This is a genomic window from Nocardioides panacis (genome assembly GCF_019039255.1).
In the GTDB taxonomy this organism is placed as follows: domain Bacteria; phylum Actinomycetota; class Actinomycetes; order Propionibacteriales; family Nocardioidaceae; genus Nocardioides_B; species Nocardioides_B panacis.
This window is the reverse complement of sequence record NZ_CP077062.1, coordinates 2,941,412-2,957,399: the sequence shown is the minus strand read 5'-3', so window position 1 is coordinate 2,957,399 and position 15,988 is coordinate 2,941,412. Positions and strand designations below refer to the sequence as shown.

Sequence of the window (15,988 nt, the reverse complement as noted above, 5' to 3'; positions counted from 1 at the left end):
TCATCGAGCGAGGTCGTCAACCGTTTGTCCCCAGACGATTGACAGGTCGGGCCGCAGCGGTCAGCGTTCACGCATGCGCTGGGAAGAACGGCTGCTGGACCTCTTCGACGACCTCGAGCAGCAGGCCGCGGGGCTCGCGCTGGTCGAGCGGGACGCGCTCGTCGCCGAGCAGAGCCGGTCGGAGTACGCCGCGGTGGCGCTCGCCGACCGGCTGCACGCCTCGGTGGGCACCCGGCTGCTGCTCGACGTCGGCGGTCCCGGCGCCCTGGACGGCCGGCTGGTGCGCGCCGGGGACGGCTGGTGCCTGCTCGAGGTCGGGGGCGTGGAGTGGGTCGTGGTGGCGGCCGCGGTCCGCGCGGTGCGGGGGCTGGTCGACGCGGGCCGGAGCCCGGAGGTCCGGCCGCTCACCGCACGGCTGGGGCTCGGGTCGGCACTGCGCGGGCTGGCGGGGGACCGGGCCCAGGTGCTGCTGCACCGGGTGGACGGGTCCACCGCCCGGGGCCGGCTGGGACGGGTCGGCCGGGACTTCGTGGAGGTGCTCGTCGGCGACGAGGGCGGCGACGGCGCGGCCGGCCGCGGTCACCTCGAGGTGCTGCCGTTCGCGACGCTGGCGGCGCTGCGGGCCGGGTGAGGGCGTCGCTCAGCGGGCTCCGTCGGCCGGGCTCGAGCGGCTGCCGGACTTGGCGTCCGCCTCGGCGTACATCCGGGCGATGTACTTCTCCAGCTCGACCGCCTCGATGCGGTACTGCTGGCGGCCGCCGATCTGGATGTAGCGCAGCTCGCCGGCCTGCACCAGCGCCCGGACCTGGGCGACGGAGGTGGCCAGGATCTCGGCGACGTCGGGCAGGGTCAGGAACCGGCGACCGGGATCGCCCTGCGTGCTGGACATGGTCCCAGTGTGCCAGCGTTTGCCGACGTTTCGGCAAGCAGGCGCACGTTTCGCTGTGGACGGGTGCCCTGCCTGTGGAGGAAGGGGTGCCCAGGACGGGCGAAGTGAGCATGATGTCTCCCATGCCAGCACGGGGAGCCAGCATCGAGGTCCGTTCGCGCGGGGCGTCGGCCCCCGCCTCGCCGGCGGCGGAGCGCGCCGGACACTCCCGCTGGCGGGACCCGCGGCTGGTCGTCGGGGTCGCGGTCGTGGCGGTCTGCACGCTGCTCGGGGCCCGCCTGGTCGGCGGCGCCGACGACACCGTCGGGGTCTGGTCGGCCCGCACGGCGTTGAGCGCCGGGGAGCCGGTCGCGGTCGCCGACCTGGTCCGCCGCGAGGTGCGGTTCGCCGACCAGGACGCCGCCGACGCCTACCTGTCCGCCGACTCCCCGCTGCCGTCCGGGGCGCGGCTGGCCCGCGCGGTGGGCGCGGGGGGAGCTGGTGCCGCGGGCCGCGCTGGGCGGGGCCGGGTCGGTGCCGCTCACCGAGGTGCCGCTGTCCGTGGCCTCCGACGCGGTACCGGCGACGGTGCGGGTGGGCAGCGTGGTCGACGTCTGGGTGACCCCCGACGCGGCCGGTGCCGCCGAGGGCCGAGGTGCGGCCCCGGCCCGGGCGGCGCTGGTGTTCGACGACGTCTCGGTGGTCTCGGTGCCGCGGACCGGCTCGTCGCTCGGACCGACCGCGACCCGGCAGGTGATCGTCGGGGTCGAGGAGGACCAGCAGGTGCGGCTGCCCCTGTCGTTGGCCGCGCTGGCCGGCGGCACCGTCCTGCTCACCGCCCGGCGATGACCGGCCCCCGGGTGCCGGGACGCGTCGCCGTCCTGGTGGCCGCGGCCGGTGCGCCGTGGGAGGCGGAGGCGCTCGACCGGATCGAGCGCGGCGGACCGCGGCTGGTGCTCACCAAGCGCTGCGTCGACCTCACCGACCTGCTGGCCACGGCGAGCGCCGGCCTGGCGTCGGTGGCCGTGGTGGCGCCCGGCCTCGTCGGGCTGGACGCCGACAGCGTCGACCACCTCCGCCGGTCCGGGCTCGGGCTGGTCCTGGTGGGTGCGCCCGCGGAGCTGCGCGGCGGCGAGCCCGACCGGCTGCGCCGGCTGGGCGTCGAGCACGTCCTCACCAGCGAGCAGCTCGCCGGGCTGGCGGACGTGGTGGCCGCCGCCGGCGCCGACGCGGCCCCGGGCGCCCCGGCCGACACCACCGGTCGCCCGGATCCCGCCCCGGCCGGCGACCCGCCCGCACCGGGCCGGACGGTCGCGGTGTGGGGACCGGCGGGTGCCCCCGGCCGCACCACGCTCGCCGTCGGCCTGGCCGCCGAGCTCGCGCACGCCGGGCACGACGTGCTGCTCCTCGACGTCGACCCGTACGGCGGCGCGGTCGCGCAGCACCTCGGCGTCCTCGACGAGGTCTCGGGCCTGCTCGCCGCCGCCCGGTCCGCGAACTCCGGCCTGCTGGACGCCGAGCGGCTCGTCGGGCTCGCCCGTCAGGTCGGCGAGCACCTGCGCGTGCTCACCGGGCTGCCCCGTGCGGACCGCTGGACCGAGGTGCGGCCGGCCGCCTTCGCGGAGCTGCTGGAGCAGGCCTCCCGCCTCGTCCCGTACGTCGTCCTGGACACCGGCTTCAGCCTCGAGGCCGACCCGGGTGACCCGTTCGGCGGCACCGCGCCGCAGCGCAACGACCTGACCCTGGCCGCCGTACGCCGGGCCGACGAGCTGCTCGTGGTGGGCGCTGCGGACTCGGTCGGCCTGGCCCGGCTGGCCCGCGGGCTGGTCGAGCTGCGCGACCTGCTGCCCGGCGTGCGGCCGCGGGTCGTGGTGAACCGCACCCGCTCGACGCTGGGCTGGGGCGACCGGGAGATCCGCGGGATGGTCGAGGGGTTCGTGACCCCGGCCGACGTGCACTTCGTCCCGGACGACCGGGCCGCGGCCGACCGGGCCCTGATGGCCGGCCGGAGCCTCGTGGAGGACGGCGTCTCGCCGTTGCGCTCGGCGGTGGCCGAGGTCGCGCGCGGGCTGCTCGGCGAAACCCCCCGACCGGCCGCGCGCCAGGGGCTCAGGCGCCGAAGAGCAGGTAGAGCCCGGTGACGGTGTAGAAGACCATCACGAGCAGCAGCGGCAGCTGGCCGGTGAGCTGGTGGCGGCGGGGCAGCAGCTTGATCGCCCGGTCGTGGGCCGCGACGACGCCGAGCACGTGGCCGGTCACGACGGAGAGCACCTTGAGCACCGCCAGGAACGCCGGGTGCGTGGACAGCCAGTAGCTGACCTGGAGGTCGGAGGTGCCGAGCAGGTCCTGGCCCCGGGCCAGCGGGTCGGAGAGCTGCACGACCGTCTGCTGGCCGACCTCGACGAAGTACGACAGGTAGTGCGCGACGACGTAGCCGACGACGATCGGCACCACCGAGTGCGCGAACCGGTCCGGCAGCGAGCGGCGGCTGACGCCCTCCTCGACGCCCGTCGCCATCGTCGCGACCGAGAACGTCACGCCGACGACGAGCACGAAGAACAGCAGGGCGAGGAAGTCCAGCCACGTCGAGCTCATGGACGAGGACTGGGTGAACCGCAGCCACTCCGTGGAGTCCTTGAAGCTGTCGAAGGCCGTGCTGCCGAACAGCACCGCCACCACGCCGACCAGGCCCGGCTCGACGCGGACCCCGTCGAGGTTGCCCAGCGGGCTGCGCAGCACCAGCGTGCCGTCGGCGGTGCGGCCGAAGACCGACAGGTGCCCGACCAGCGTGGAGTACACCTCGAACGGGTCGGCGCGCTCGAGCCAGGTGCTGCCGAAGACCGCGCTCCCGACGAGCCCGATCGCGAGGTAGGCGGCGAACCAGAGCCGCACGGGGGAGAGGTACGTCGACCCCGGGTAGACCAGCTCGAGCCACACGAACGCGAGCAGGCCGAGCGCCGCGGGCCAGTAGCCGACCCAGCGGGGGGAGCGTCAGCAGGCCCTGCTCCGGGTCGCCGCCGGTCAGCCGCGTGAACAGCAGGTGGACCGTGCGCAGCGGGCTGACCGCCTTGTAGAACGGGCCGAGCAGCAGCGAGGCCGGCACGATGCCGACCCAGAGCAGCACGTAGACCACGCCGAACGTGGGGTTCAGCAGCAGGTCCGGCCCCGCCAGGGCGGCCCAGGCGACGTACGCGAAGAACACGAGGCCGAGCACCCGCAGCAGCGCCGCGAACCAGGTGCTGTCCACCACGGACGCCAGCCAGGCCGGGGCGGGCCGGCCCTGGGTCGCCGCGTCGAAGCGCGGGGTCCGCCAGGCCAGCGCGAGCACGATGAAGGAGACCGCCAGCGCCGCACCGGCTCCTGCCATGGCGTAGGCGGCCGGGATCGGGAGGTCCTTCGCCCCGCCGATGCCGTGGGCGAAGACCATCTGTTCTCCTTGACTGGCTCGGGCGGAGGCCGATCGCGGCAGGTGTTCTGCCAGAATCGCACGACGCACCGACGACGTCCTGAGAGGGGTCACGATGAGCGAACGGCTCCGGCCGGACGACATGGCCTTCCTGGTCACGGAGTCCGCGAGCACGCCGATGCACAACGCGACCCTCGAGATCTTCGAGCCGCCGGCCTCGGGCTTCGACTACGACCGGCTGGTCGCGCTGGTCGGCGACCGGATCGCGTTCGTGCCGCGCTACCGCCAGCGGCTGCGCTCGGTCCCCGGGCGGCTGGCCAACCCGGTGTGGGCCGACGACGAGGACTTCGACCTGACCTACCACGTACGCCGCTCCGCGCTGCCGCGCCCGGGGTCGATCGACCAGCTGCGGGACCTGACCGGCCGGATCCTGTCGCGCCGGCTCGACCGGCACCGTCCGCTCTGGGAGATGTACTTCATCGAGGGTCTCGAGGGCGGCCGGTTCGCGATCCTGTCGAAGTCCCACCAGATCCTGGTCGACGGGGTGGCGACCATCGACCTCGGACAGGTGATCCTCGACGTCGACCCGGTGATGCGCGACAGCGTGCACGTCGACTGGCACCCGCACCACGTGCCGAGCGCCTCCAGCCTGGTCCGAGACGCCGTGCGCGACTCGGTGCGCGACCCGCGGCAGGCGCTGGCCACCCTGTCCGGCAACGCCGGCAGCGTGTTCCGCACCGCGAGCGCCGTGGGCGGCAAGATCGTCGACGTCGCAGGCACGCTGTCGAGCCGTCGCGCGGTGCCGGAGTCGCCGATCAACACCACGCTGTCCGAGCAGCGCCGGTTCATGACCGTCAAGACGTCGCTGCAGGACTACCGCGCGGTCCGCCGCTTCCACGGCGGCACCGTCAACGACGTCATCCTGGCCACCGTGACCGGGGCGATGCGCAACTGGCTGATGACCCGCGCGGAGTCCGTGCACGGCAGCCGCTCGCTGCGGGCCCTGGTGCCGATGAGCGTGATCGACAGCGAGCTCGAGCCGACCTCGCTGGGCAGCCAGGTCTCCGGCACGCTGCTCAGCCTGCCGATCGGCGAGTCCAGCCCGGTCGTCCGGCTGCACCAGGTCTCCTACGCCCTCAAGGCGCACAAGGAGACCGGCCGTGCGGTGGCCGCGGACCGGCTGGCCGGGGTCGCCGGCTTCGCGCCGACCACCTTCCACGCGCTCGGCGCGCGGGTGGCCGCCGCCCAGTCGCGGCGCGGCTTCAACCTGGTGGTCACCAACGTCCCCGGGCCGCAGTTCCCGCTGTACGCCGCCGGGGCCCAGATGACCGAGAGCTACCCGGTGCAGCCGCTGCTGCCCGGGCACGCGCTGTCGATCGGCGTGACGTCGTACGACGGGCACGTGTACTTCGGCCTCAACGGGGACCGGGACGCGCTGCCGGACCTGGAGGTCCTCGGCCAGTGCGTCACCGAGGCCCTCGAGGAGCTCGTCGACAGCATCTCCCCGAGCCGGCAGCGGGCCCCGCGGGGACGCAAGAAGGCGCCCACCAGCAACAGCACCCCTCCCACGAAGACGGTGAACCCGTGAGCACCCGCGTCTACGTCCCCAGCACGCTCGGCCGCCTGCGGGCGATCGTCACCGCCGACGGCATCGGGCCGGCGCCGTTCGTCGGGCACGCGGTGACGCCGGCGGTCCGCGCGGAGCTGGCCGACCTCGGCGAGGAGGACTGGGAGTACGCCGCCTCGACCGCCGCGGCCCAGTCCTCGCTGGCGATGCTGCACGAGGACGACCCGGCCCGCCGGGTGGTGATCGCGGTCGACGTACCGTCCGCGCGGCCGGCCGGCACCGAGGACCCCACGGTCGTGGAGGTCGACGACGTCGTGCCGTTCCGGCTGGTCGGCGCGGTGCTGGCCGACGCCGCCGACGCCGAGGGCCACGTCGCGGCGGCCCGGGAAGCGCGGACCACGGGGGCGGCGGACGCCGAAAGGCTCGCCGAGCGCTGCCTGGACCACGAGCTCGGGTGGTGGGCCGCCCAGGAGATCGGCGACCTGCTGGCCGGCACCGGTCTGACCTGACCCGCGCCTGGGTTGGGCCCAACCGCGGGCGTCTGACACGATCGGCGGCATGGACGCCTTGACCCGACCCCCGGCTCCCGTGAACGAGCCCAACCTCACCTACGCCCCCGGCAGCCCCGAGCGGGCCGAGCTGGAGCAGGAGCTGAAGCGGCAGGAGGACCGGCAGCTCGACCTGACCGCCACGATCGGCGGGCAGAAGAAGATGGGCGGCGGGGCCGAGATCCCCGTCGTGCAGCCGCACGACCACCAGCACGTGCTCGGTGTGCTGAAGGGCTCCACGCAGGCCGACACCCGCGCCGCGATCGCCGCCGCGCAGGAGGCCGCACCGGGCTGGCGGGCGATGTCCGCCGACGACCGCGCCGCGATCCTGCTCAAGGCCGCCGACCTGCTGGCCGGCCCGTGGCGCCAGCGGATCAACGCCGCCACGATGCTCGGCCAGTCGAAGACCGCCTTCCAGGCCGAGATCGACGCGGCCTGCGAGCTGATCGACTTCTGGCGCTTCAACGTGCACTTCGCGCGCGGCATCCTGGAGGAGCAGCCGATCGCGAACAGCCGCGGCATCTGGAACCGCACCGACCACCGGCCGCTCGAGGGCTTCGTCTACGCGATCACGCCGTTCAACTTCACCGCGATCGCCGGCAACCTGCCGACCGCCCCGGCGCTGATGGGCAACACGGTGATCTGGAAGCCGTCGCCGACCCAGCAGGTCGCCGCGCACCTGACCATGGAGCTGCTGGAGGAGGCCGGCCTGCCGCCCGGCGTCATCAACATGCTGCCCGGCGACGGTCTCGACGTCTCGCAGGTCGCGCTCAACCACCCCGACCTCGCCGGCATCCACTTCACCGGCTCCACGCCGACCTTCCAGCACCTGTGGGGCACGGTCGGCGCGAACATCGCGAAGTACCGCTCCTACCCGCGGATCGTCGGCGAGACCGGCGGCAAGGACTTCGTGGTCGCGCACGCCTCGGCCGACCCCGACGTGCTGCGGGTCGCGCTGCTGCGCGGGGCCTTCGAGTACCAGGGCCAGAAGTGCTCCGCCGCCTCGCGGGCCTACGTCGCGCGCTCGGTGTGGAACAAGATGAAGGACTCGTTCGTCGCGGAGGTCGAGTCGATCACCATGGGTGACGTCACCGACTTCTCGAACTTCATGGGCGCCGTCATCGACGACCGCGGCTTCGCCAAGCACAAGAAGGCGATCGCCCGCGCGAAGCGCTCCAAGAACCTCGAGATCCTCGCCGGCGGCCAGGTCGACGACTCGGTCGGGTACTTCGTCCGGCCGACCGTCGTGGAGAGCAGCGACCCGACCGACCAGATGTTCTCCACGGAGTACTTCGGACCGATCCTCGCCGTGCACGTCTTCGAGGACGGCGACTTCGAGAAGGTCGTGGCGCAGATGGAGTCGTTCGCGCCGTACGCCCTGACCGGCTCGATCATCGCCCAGGACCGCACCGTGGTCGCCTGGGCGCGCGAGACGCTGCGGTTCGCGGCCGGCAACTTCTACATCAACGACAAGCCGACCGGCGCGGTCGTCGGCCAGCAGCCGTTCGGCGGTGCGCGGGCCTCGGGCACCAACGACAAGGCCGGCTCCCCGCAGAACCTGATGCGCTGGACGTCGCCGCGGTCGATCAAGGAGACCTTCGACCCGCCGAAGGACTACCGCTACCCGTACATGGACCTGGGCTGACCCGGACGCCACGAGGGCCCGGACGGATGATCCGTCCGGGCCCTCGTGCTGTCTCGGTCGCTCAGCCGGCGAGCGAGGGGTAGTCGGTGTAGCCCTCCGCGCCGCCGCCGTAGAACGTGTCCGGGTTCGGCTCGTTCAGGTCGGCACCGCGCTGCCAGCGTGCCGGCAGGTCGGGGTTGGCGAGGAACAGCCGGCCCACGGCCACCGCGTCGGCGAGGTCCTCGTCGAGGACCGCCTGGGCGCTCTCGCGGGTGGTGATCTGCCCGAACCCGTCGTTGGCGATCAGCACGCCGCCGAACTCCTTGCGCAGCCCCTGGACGAGGTCCAGCGAGGGGTCGGCCAGGACGCTGAGGTAGGCCAGGCCGAGCGGGGCGATGTCCTGCACCAGCGCGGTGTACGTCGCCTCGACGTCGGCCGGGTCCTCCTCGGTGGCGCCCTGGATGTTGTGCGCCGGGGAGATCCGGATGCCCACGCGCTCCGGGCCGATCGCCTCGGCGACCGCGCGGGTGACCTCGACGGTCAGCCGGGCCCGGTTCTCCGGGCTGCCGCCGTAGGAGTCGGTGCGCTCGTTCGAGCCGGGCGCGAGGAACTGGTGCAGGAGGTACCCGTTGGCCGCGTGCACCTCGACGCCGTCCAGTCCGGCCTCGATCGCGGACTTCGCGGCGTGCACGAAGTCCTCCACGATGCCGGGGATCTCGTCGGTCTCGAGGGCGCGGGGCACCGGGTGCGGCTTGGGGCCGTCGGCGGTGAACATCTCGTTCGGCGCGGCCAGCGCGCTCGGCGCGACCGACTCGAGCCCGGCCTTGTTGTCCGGGTGCGCGACGCGGCCGGCGTGCATCAGCTGCACGACGATGCGGCCGCCCTTGGCGTGCACGGCGTCGGCGACGCGGCGCCAGCCCTCGACCTGCTCGGGCGTGTGGATCCCGGGGGTGTCGAGGTAGCCCTGGCCGACGGCGCTGGGCTGGGTGCCCTCGGTGATGATCAGGCCGGCGGAGGCGCGCTGGGCGTAGTACTCCACGGCGAGGTCGCCGGGGACCATGCCGTCGGTCGCGCGGTTCCGGGTCAGCGGAGCCATCACGAGGCGGTGCGGCAGGTTCCAGCTCTTCACGGTCAGCGGGTCAAAGAGGTCAGGCATGCGGTGCGACTCCTCGGGAGAGAAAATGGTTGAACGTTGTACCAACCATCTGGTACCCCCCGGGCATTCCCCGGCACACCTCCGTCGCACAATGGAGGTGATGACCTTTCTCTCACCGCTCCCGCTGCACCTCGGCGCGCTGCACCCCGTCGAGCAGCTGCTCGTGGGCCTGGTCGCGTTCGGCCCGTTCGTGGTGCTCTTCGTGGTCGTGTACGTCGTCCGGCGGCGGGACGTCGCCGAGGACGAGGCGGACGCGGCCCGGGAGGCGGACCGGCCGGTCTAGCGGTTGCCGGCCAGCCAGGCGCGGCCGACGCGCTGCTCGGCCTTCAGCGCCGAGGTGAGCAGGTCCCCGATCAGGCCCTCGAGCTTGCCGCCGATCAGCGGGATCTTGACCTTGATGTCGCCCGAGACGGTCTCCACGGTGCCCGCGCCGTCGGCGGCGAGGTCGATGGAGCCGTTCAGCGCACCCGGCTTGCCGGGGATCTCGACGAGCAGCGAGGAGGACGTCCCCGCACCCCACACCTCGCGCTGCACGATCTGGATCTCGTCGCCGACGAACTTCTTCGCGAACGACGGGATGCCGTCGGCGGGCTGGGTCTGGTCGACCAGCACGGTCATGCCGGGGCTGGACTCCTCGACGGTGACCTCGTGCCGCGTCGCGCGCATCGCCGCGCAGACCTTCTCCCGGAAGGCGGGGTCGGCGAGCATCGCGCGGACCTCGGTGGGGGAGGCGTCGTAGGTCATCTGGTGGGAGTACTTCATCGGCGGCTGGCTCCTGCGGGCTGGGGACGGTGCTCGGCATCATGTCGTACCCACGCCGGACGTCGCTACGCTCCCCGTGTGACCTCAGACGAGCAGACCGGCGGCGGCGGCGACCTGACGGGCCGGTGGGGCGGCCAGGACATCGCCTTCGGCGAGCACGGGGCGCGGCTGACCTACGGCAGCTACCTGCAGCTCGAGCGGCTGCTCTCCTCCCAGGACCTCGAGTCCGCGCCGCCCGCGCACGACGAGCTCCTGTTCATCACCATCCACCAGGTCTACGAGCTGTGGTTCCAGCAGCTCCTGCACGAGGCCACCGCGGCGCGCGACGCGATGCTGGCGGGTGGCGCGCAGGCGGCGCAGGGCGGCTCCCGGGTGTGGTGGGCCCAGCACCTGCTGCACCGGATGCACGTCATCGAGCGGACCCTCGTCCAGCAGGTCGACGTGCTGGAGACGATGACCCCGCAGGACTTCCTGGCGTTCCGGCAGGCGCTCGCCCCGGCCAGCGGGTTCCAGTCCGTGCAGTTCCGCGAGTTGGAGTTCCTCTCGGGGGGCCAAGGACCCGTCGTTCGTGCAGCGCTTCCGGGGGCTGACCGCCGACGAGCAGGCCCGGCTGCAGCGCCGGCTGGACGAGCCGAGCCTCTGGGACGCGTTCCTGCGGGTGCTGGAGGACCGCGGCCTGCCGGTGGGCGACGACGAGCAGGTCACCGACTCCGTCCGTCGCGCCGCCCACGACCGGGCGTCCTACGGCGAGGTGTGGGCGCTGGCCGAGGCGCTCCTGCAGCACGACGAGCTCGCCGCGGCCTGGCGGGCACGGCACGTGGTGATGGTGGAGCGGATGATCGGGACCAAGACCGGGACCGGCGGGTCGTCGGGTGCGGACTACCTCCGCAGCCGGCTCGACCTGCGCTACTTCCCGCTTCTCTGGGACCTCCGCTCGGTGCTCTGAGGCCGTTCCGGCTGCCGGGACACGCGGCGGGGACCCGGGTGGTGGTGGCCCCGCGCGTGACGCTCTAGGGTCGGATGGACGGCACAACGACGTGCCGTCGCTGAGAGCTGCAGAGGTTGATGCTGCGTGTCGACGACGCTGGACGGGACCGGGAACACCGAGCGGGACGACCTGATCGAGAGGGCCGCCTCGTTCGCCACGAGCCGCAAGGGCTCCGGTGGTCCGCCGGGAGGCAAGTCGGCCGAGCTGCTGCGGTACTTCTACCGCCACGTGGCCACCGAGGACCTCGCCTCGCGCACCGAGGTCGACCTGTACGGCGCCGCGATGAGCCAGTACAAGACCGCGGCGTACCGCCCGCAGGGGACCGCGAACATCCACGTGTTCACCCCGACCGTCGCCGAGCACGGCTGGTCCGCCGGCGGGCACACGGTCGTCGAGGTGGTCACCGACGACATGCCGTTCCTCGTCGACTCGGTGACGATGGAGCTCAACGAGCAGAACCGCGAGGTGCACGTCGTCGTGCACCCGCAGATCCTGGTCCGCCGCGACATCACCGGGCAGCTCGAGGAGATCTTCACCGGCGACGACCAGCAGCTCGACCGGGCCGAGCTCCCGCACGACATGTCGCGCGAGTCCTGGATGCACATCGAGATCGGCCGCGAGTCGAGCCAGGCCCAGCGCGACGAGATCGAGCAGGCGCTGGCCAAGGTCCTCCAGGACGTCCGGGAGGCCGTCGAGGACTGGCCGAAGATGCACCAGCAGGCGCTCGACATCATCGAGGACCTCGACGAGAACCCCCCGCCGCTGCCGGCCGAGGAGATCGCCGAGGGGCAGGCGCTGCTGCGCTGGCTGGCCGACACCCACTTCACGTTCCTTGGCTACCGCGAGTACCGCCTCGAGGACGCCGACGACGGCACGGACAACGTCGCCCTGCGGGCGGTCCCCGGCACCGGCTTCGGCATCCTGCGGGCCGACCAGGACATGTCCACGTCGTTCGCGAAGCTGCCTCCGCTGGTGCGGTCCAAGGCCCGGGAGAAGACACTGCTGGTGCTGGCCAAGGCCAACTCCAAGGCCACCGTGCACCGTCCGGTGTACCTCGACTACGTCGGCGTCAAGACGTTCGACGCGAGCGGCGAGGTCGTCGGCGAGCGCCGCTTCCTCGGGCTGTTCTCCTCCGCGGCCTACACCGAGTCGCTGACCCGCATCCCGGTGATCCGGACGAAGGCCAAGCAGGTCATCGACCGGGCCGGGTTCGCGCCGCTGAGCCACACCGGCAAGGCGCTCATGGACGTGCTCGAGACCTACCCCCGCGACGAGCTGTTCCAGACCCCGATCGAGGAGCTCGTGCCGATCGCGGAGTCGGTGCTGCAGATCCGCGACCGCCGGCAGGTCCGGCTGTTCGTGCGGCGCGACACCTACGGCCGCTACCTGTCCTGCCTGGTCTACCTGCCGCGCGACCGCTACACCACGGCCGTCCGGGAGAAGATCGCCGGCATCCTCAAGGACCGCCTCGGCGGAGACTCGCTGGAGTACACCGCCCGGGTCAGCGAGTCGATGCTGGCCCGCCTGCACTTCGTGATCCGCCCCAAGCGGGGCGAGACGATCGGCTCGTTCAACGTGGCCGAGATCGAGCGCCGCCTCGCGGAGGCCGCGCGCTCCTGGCGCGACGACTTCGTCGCGGCCGCGCACGCCGAGTACGGCGAGGAGGACGGCGCGCTGCTCGCCCGCAAGTACGCCGACTCGTTCCCGGAGGCCTACAAGGAGGACTACCCGCCGCGGACCGGCGCGGTCGACCTCGGCCGGCTGGAGGGCATCCCCGGCGACGGCGGGCTCGACCTGTCGTTCTACCAGCTGCCCGAGGCGGGTCCCGAGGAGGCGCGGCTGAAGATCTACCGCACCGGTTCGCCGATGTCGCTGTCCGAGGTCCTGCCGACGCTGTCCTCGATGGGCGTGGAGGTCATCGACGAGCGGCCCTACGGCCTCGACGGCCTCGACCGCGAGTCGCACATCTACGACTTCGGGCTGCGTTTCCACCGGGCGCTCCCGGTGGAGAGCCGCGAGCTGTTCCAGGACGCCGTCACCGCGGTCTGGGAGGGCGACAACGAGGTCGACGGCTTCAACGCGCTGGTCCTCGCGGTCGGGCTGACCTGGCGGCAGGCGACCGTGCTGCGGGCCTACGCGAAGTACATGCGGCAGGGCGGCACGCCGTTCGCCCAGGACTACATCGAGGACGCGCTGCAGCAGAACGTCGACATCACCCGCGGTCTGGTCGGGCTGTTCGAGGCCCGCTTCGACCCGGGCCGCAACGGCGACCTGGCCGCCGACGGCGAGACCCGGCAGGCGAAGACCACCGAGATCGAGGGCCGGATCCACCGGGCCCTCGACGACGTGGCGAGCCTGGACCACGACCGGATCCTGCGGTCCTACCTGACCTTCATCCGGGCCACCCTGCGCACGAACTACTACCAGCTCGACGCCGAGGGCCAGCACAAGTCCTACATCTCGCTGAAGCTGAAGCCGGACGCGATCCCGGACCTGCCGGAGCCGCGCCCGAAGTTCGAGATCTTCGTGTACTCCCCGCGCGTCGAGGGCGTCCACCTGCGGTTCGGCGCCGTCGCCCGCGGCGGCCTGCGCTGGTCCGACCGCCGCGACGACTTCCGGACCGAGGTCCTCGGGCTGGTCAAGGCGCAGATGGTGAAGAACACCGTGATCGTGCCGGTCGGCTCCAAGGGCGGCTTCTTCTGCAAGCAGCTGCCCGACCCCGGCCAGCGTGAGCAGTGGATGGCCGAAGGCATCGCCTGCTACAAGACCTTCATCTCCGGCCTGCTGGACATCACCGACAACCTCAAGGGCGAGGAGGTCGTCCCGCCGCCCCGCGTGGTGCGTCACGACGGCGACGACTCCTACCTCGTGGTCGCCGCCGACAAGGGCACCGCGACCTTCTCCGACATCGCCAACGGGGTCGCCAAGGACTACGGCTTCTGGCTCGGCGACGCGTTCGCCTCCGGCGGATCGGTCGGCTACGACCACAAGGCGATGGGCATCACGGCCCGCGGTGCGTGGGAGTCGGTGCGCCGGCACTTCCGCGAGATGGGCGTGGACTGCCAGGCCGAGGAGTTCACCTGCGTCGGCATCGGCGACATGTCCGGTGACGTGTTCGGCAACGGCATGCTGCTCTCCGAGCACACCCGCCTGGTGGCCGCGTTCGACCACCGCGACATCTTCCTCGACCCGAACCCGGTCGCGGACACGTCGTACGCCGAGCGCAAGCGGCTGTTCGCGCTGCCCCGGTCGAGCTGGCAGGACTACGACAAGTCCCTGCTGTCCGAGGGCGGCGGGATCTTCCCGCGCTCGCTCAAGTCGATCCCGGTCAGCGCGCAGGTCCGCGAGGCGCTCTCGCTCAGGGACTCCGTGCAGGCGATGACGCCGGCCGAGCTGATGCGGGCGATCCTGCTGGCCCGCGTCGACCTGCTGTGGAACGGCGGCATCGGCACCTACGTCAAGAGCGCCGGCGAGACCCACGCCGAGGTGGGCGACAAGGCGAACGACGCGATCCGGGTCGACGGCCATGAGCTGCGCACCAAGTGCGTGGGCGAGGGCGGCAACCTCGGCCTCACCCAGCGCGGCCGCATCGAGTACGCCGAGCAGGGTGGCCGGATCAACACCGACTTCATCGACAACTCCGCCGGGGTGGACACCTCCGACCACGAGGTGAACATCAAGATCCTGCTCGACCGGGTCGTCGCGGCCGGGGACCTGACCGAGAAGCAGCGCAACGACCTGCTCGCCTCGATGACCGAGGAGGTCGGCACGCTGGTGCTGAGGGACAACTACGAGCAGAACCACGCGCTCGCGAACGCCGCGATCCAGGCGCCCGACCTGCTGCACGTGCACGAGGACTGGATCCGCCGGCTGGAGCGGCAGGGCCTGCTCGACCGGACCCTGGAGGCGCTGCCCAGCCGCAAGACCGTCGCCGCCCGGATCGAGCGCAAGCAGGGCCTGACCGTCCCCGAGTTGTCGGTGCTGCTGGCCTACACCAAGATCGTGCTCGCCGACGAGCTGATCGGCACCGACATCGCCGACGACCCGTTCCTGCGCAGCGACCTGTTCGGCTACTTCCCCACGAAGATGCGCCACACCTACCGCGAGCAGATGGAGAGCCACCCGCTGCGCCGGGAGATCATCGTGACCCAGGTCGTCAACGACCTGGTCAACGGTGCCGGCATGACGTTCTTCCACCGGCTCTCGGAGGAGACCGCGGCCACCGCCGACGAGCTGGTGCGGGCGAACTTCGTGGCCCGGGAGATCTTCGGGTCGCGGTCGCTGATCGACGAGATCGACTCCTACGACAACAAGATCGACGCCGCGGTGCAGACCCGGATGCGCCTGGAGATGCGCACCCTGGTCGAGCGTGCGTCGCGCTGGCTGATCAACAACCGGCGCCCGCCGATGGACAGCGAGGGCACCGTCGACTTCTTCGGGGTCGACGCCCAGCAGGTGGTCGCCGCGCTGCCGGAGATCCTCGGCGGCCGCGAGCGGGACGCCTTCGAGCTGCGCCGCGACAGCCTGGTGCAGAAGGGCGTGCCGGAGGACCTCGCGGTCCGGGTGGCGCTGCTGCCGCCCGCCTACCAGGCGCTGAACATCGTGGAGACCGCCCGCCGCGACGGCCGGGACCCGCTGGAGATCGCCCGGGTGCACTTCGCCCTCGGCGAGCGGCTCGGCCTGTCCGCGCTGGTCGCGCGGATCCTGGCGCTGCCGCGCGAGGACCGCTGGCAGACGATGGCCCGCGCGGCGCTGCGCGACGACCTGCACGCCGTGCACGCCCGGCTCACCGCGCAGGTGCTGGCCGCCACCTCCTCCGACCAGCCGGTGCCCGTCCGGGTGGCCGACTGGGAGGAGGACGACGCGGTCGTGGTGAGCCGTGCGGTGGGGACGCTGACGGAGATCTGCAGCGACGACCACGCCGACCTCGCACGGCTGTCGGTCGGGCTGCGCGTCGTACGAACGCTGCTCTCGACCCCATGAGCCGGGCCCCCGGGGGATCGGCCATCGCGGTCGAGGGACTGCGCAAGTCGTACGGCGACCTGAGGGCGGTCGACGACGTGAGCTTC

Annotated in this window: 14 protein-coding genes and 1 pseudogene; 11 read left to right on the top strand and 4 right to left on the bottom strand. The window is 72.6% G+C overall.

The annotated features are described in order from the left end of the window. Positions 1-73: 73 nt before the first annotated feature. A complete protein-coding gene (locus tag KRR39_RS14465) occupies positions 74-631 on the top strand; it encodes a hypothetical protein (protein ID WP_216937912.1) in 558 nt (185 codons plus the stop codon). Between the two features lie 9 nt (positions 632-640). Here KRR39_RS14465 and KRR39_RS14460 read toward each other — a convergent pair whose 3' ends face one another. Beyond that, entirely contained in the window at positions 641-889 is a 249-nt protein-coding gene (locus KRR39_RS14460; protein ID WP_216937910.1) for a helix-turn-helix domain-containing protein, read from the bottom strand. A gap of 480 nt (positions 890-1,369) precedes the next feature. Between KRR39_RS14460 and KRR39_RS14455 the strand changes: the two genes are divergently transcribed. Both KRR39_RS14455 and KRR39_RS14450 read left to right on the top strand, forming a co-directional pair. Next, entirely contained in the window at positions 1,370-1,717 is a 348-nt protein-coding gene (locus KRR39_RS14455; RefSeq protein WP_216937908.1) for a hypothetical protein, read from the top strand. Continuing rightward, positions 1,714-3,009, top strand: a complete 1,296-nt coding sequence (locus tag KRR39_RS14450) for a CpaE/TadZ family protein (RefSeq protein ID WP_216937906.1) — start codon at positions 1,714-1,716, stop codon at positions 3,007-3,009. Before KRR39_RS14455 ends, KRR39_RS14450 begins: the two co-directional genes overlap by 4 nt. Here the strand turns inward: KRR39_RS14450 and KRR39_RS26170 are convergent. Continuing rightward, the gene (locus tag KRR39_RS26170) at positions 2,978-3,805 is read right to left on the bottom strand and encodes a hypothetical protein (RefSeq protein ID WP_367303672.1); all 828 of its coding nucleotides are present in this window, start codon (positions 3,803-3,805) and stop codon (positions 2,978-2,980) included. The genes KRR39_RS14450 and KRR39_RS26170 overlap by 32 nt on opposite strands. A 203-nt stretch (positions 3,806-4,008) precedes the next feature. Between KRR39_RS26170 and KRR39_RS26165 the strand changes: the two genes are divergently transcribed. From KRR39_RS26165 to pruA, 4 genes are all read left to right on the top strand, one after another. Beyond that, positions 4,009-4,242: a hypothetical protein gene (locus KRR39_RS26165; protein WP_367303671.1), complete on the top strand. Its 234-nt coding sequence runs from the start codon at positions 4,009-4,011 to the stop codon at positions 4,240-4,242. A gap of 147 nt (positions 4,243-4,389) precedes the next feature. Continuing rightward, the gene (locus KRR39_RS14440; RefSeq protein ID WP_216937898.1) at positions 4,390-5,862 is read left to right on the top strand and encodes a WS/DGAT/MGAT family O-acyltransferase; all 1,473 of its coding nucleotides are present in this window, start codon (positions 4,390-4,392) and stop codon (positions 5,860-5,862) included. Then, the gene (locus tag KRR39_RS14435) at positions 5,859-6,350 is read left to right on the top strand and encodes a DUF6912 family protein (protein ID WP_216937896.1); all 492 of its coding nucleotides are present in this window, start codon (positions 5,859-5,861) and stop codon (positions 6,348-6,350) included. Before KRR39_RS14440 ends, KRR39_RS14435 begins: the two co-directional genes overlap by 4 nt. Before the next feature lie 49 nt (positions 6,351-6,399). Then, entirely contained in the window at positions 6,400-8,034 is a 1,635-nt protein-coding gene (gene pruA / locus KRR39_RS14430; protein ID WP_216937894.1) for an L-glutamate gamma-semialdehyde dehydrogenase, read from the top strand. Between the two features lie 61 nt (positions 8,035-8,095). On the opposite strand, the gene KRR39_RS14425 is transcribed toward pruA, so the two are convergent. Next, positions 8,096-9,169, bottom strand: a complete 1,074-nt coding sequence (locus KRR39_RS14425; RefSeq protein ID WP_216937892.1) for an alkene reductase — start codon at positions 9,167-9,169, stop codon at positions 8,096-8,098. Positions 9,170-9,269: 100 nt separating this feature from the next. Here KRR39_RS14425 and KRR39_RS14420 point away from each other — a divergent pair, with 100 nt between their 5' ends. Further along, positions 9,270-9,452 carry a hypothetical protein gene (locus KRR39_RS14420; protein ID WP_216937890.1) on the top strand — a complete coding sequence of 61 codons (183 nt, stop codon included), beginning with the start codon at positions 9,270-9,272 and terminating at the stop codon, positions 9,450-9,452. Here KRR39_RS14420 and KRR39_RS14415 read toward each other — a convergent pair. Further along, the gene (locus tag KRR39_RS14415) at positions 9,449-9,931 is read right to left on the bottom strand and encodes a DUF2505 domain-containing protein (protein ID WP_216937888.1); all 483 of its coding nucleotides are present in this window, start codon (positions 9,929-9,931) and stop codon (positions 9,449-9,451) included. The two genes, KRR39_RS14420 and KRR39_RS14415, sit on opposite strands and share 4 nt — an antisense overlap. On the opposite strand from KRR39_RS14415, the pseudogene KRR39_RS24925 reads away from it, so the two are divergent. The 3 genes and pseudogenes from KRR39_RS24925 to KRR39_RS14405 all read left to right on the top strand — a co-directional run. Next, a pseudogene (locus KRR39_RS24925) lies at positions 9,818-10,423 on the top strand (tryptophan 2,3-dioxygenase family protein); the annotation flags it as partial. The gene KRR39_RS14415 and the pseudogene KRR39_RS24925 overlap by 114 nt on opposite strands. A gap of 76 nt (positions 10,424-10,499) precedes the next feature. Beyond that, positions 10,500-10,877 (top strand): tryptophan 2,3-dioxygenase family protein, encoded by a 378-nt coding sequence (locus KRR39_RS24920; RefSeq protein ID WP_254185151.1) that lies wholly within the window; start codon positions 10,500-10,502, stop codon positions 10,875-10,877. A gap of 126 nt (positions 10,878-11,003) precedes the next feature. Beyond that, complete coding sequence (locus KRR39_RS14405; protein ID WP_254185150.1) at positions 11,004-15,902, top strand: NAD-glutamate dehydrogenase; 4,899 nt, start codon at positions 11,004-11,006, stop codon at positions 15,900-15,902. Positions 15,903-15,988: the final 86 nt, after the last annotated feature.

Coding starts and splice junctions, on each gene's coding strand:
- KRR39_RS14460 (WP_216937910.1), bottom strand. CDS start 889: ATGTCCAGCACGCAGGGCGATCCCGGTCGCCGGTTCCTGACCCTGCCC.
- KRR39_RS14440 (WP_216937898.1), top strand. CDS start 4,390: ATGAGCGAACGGCTCCGGCCGGACGACATGGCCTTCCTGGTCACGGAG.
- KRR39_RS14420 (WP_216937890.1), top strand. CDS start 9,270: ATGACCTTTCTCTCACCGCTCCCGCTGCACCTCGGCGCGCTGCACCCC.
- pruA (WP_216937894.1), top strand. CDS start 6,400: ATGGACGCCTTGACCCGACCCCCGGCTCCCGTGAACGAGCCCAACCTC.
- KRR39_RS14415 (WP_216937888.1), bottom strand. CDS start 9,931: ATGAAGTACTCCCACCAGATGACCTACGACGCCTCCCCCACCGAGGTC.
- KRR39_RS14450 (WP_216937906.1), top strand. CDS start 1,714: ATGACCGGCCCCCGGGTGCCGGGACGCGTCGCCGTCCTGGTGGCCGCG.
- KRR39_RS14465 (WP_216937912.1), top strand. CDS start 74: ATGCGCTGGGAAGAACGGCTGCTGGACCTCTTCGACGACCTCGAGCAG.
- KRR39_RS14425 (WP_216937892.1), bottom strand. CDS start 9,169: ATGCCTGACCTCTTTGACCCGCTGACCGTGAAGAGCTGGAACCTGCCG.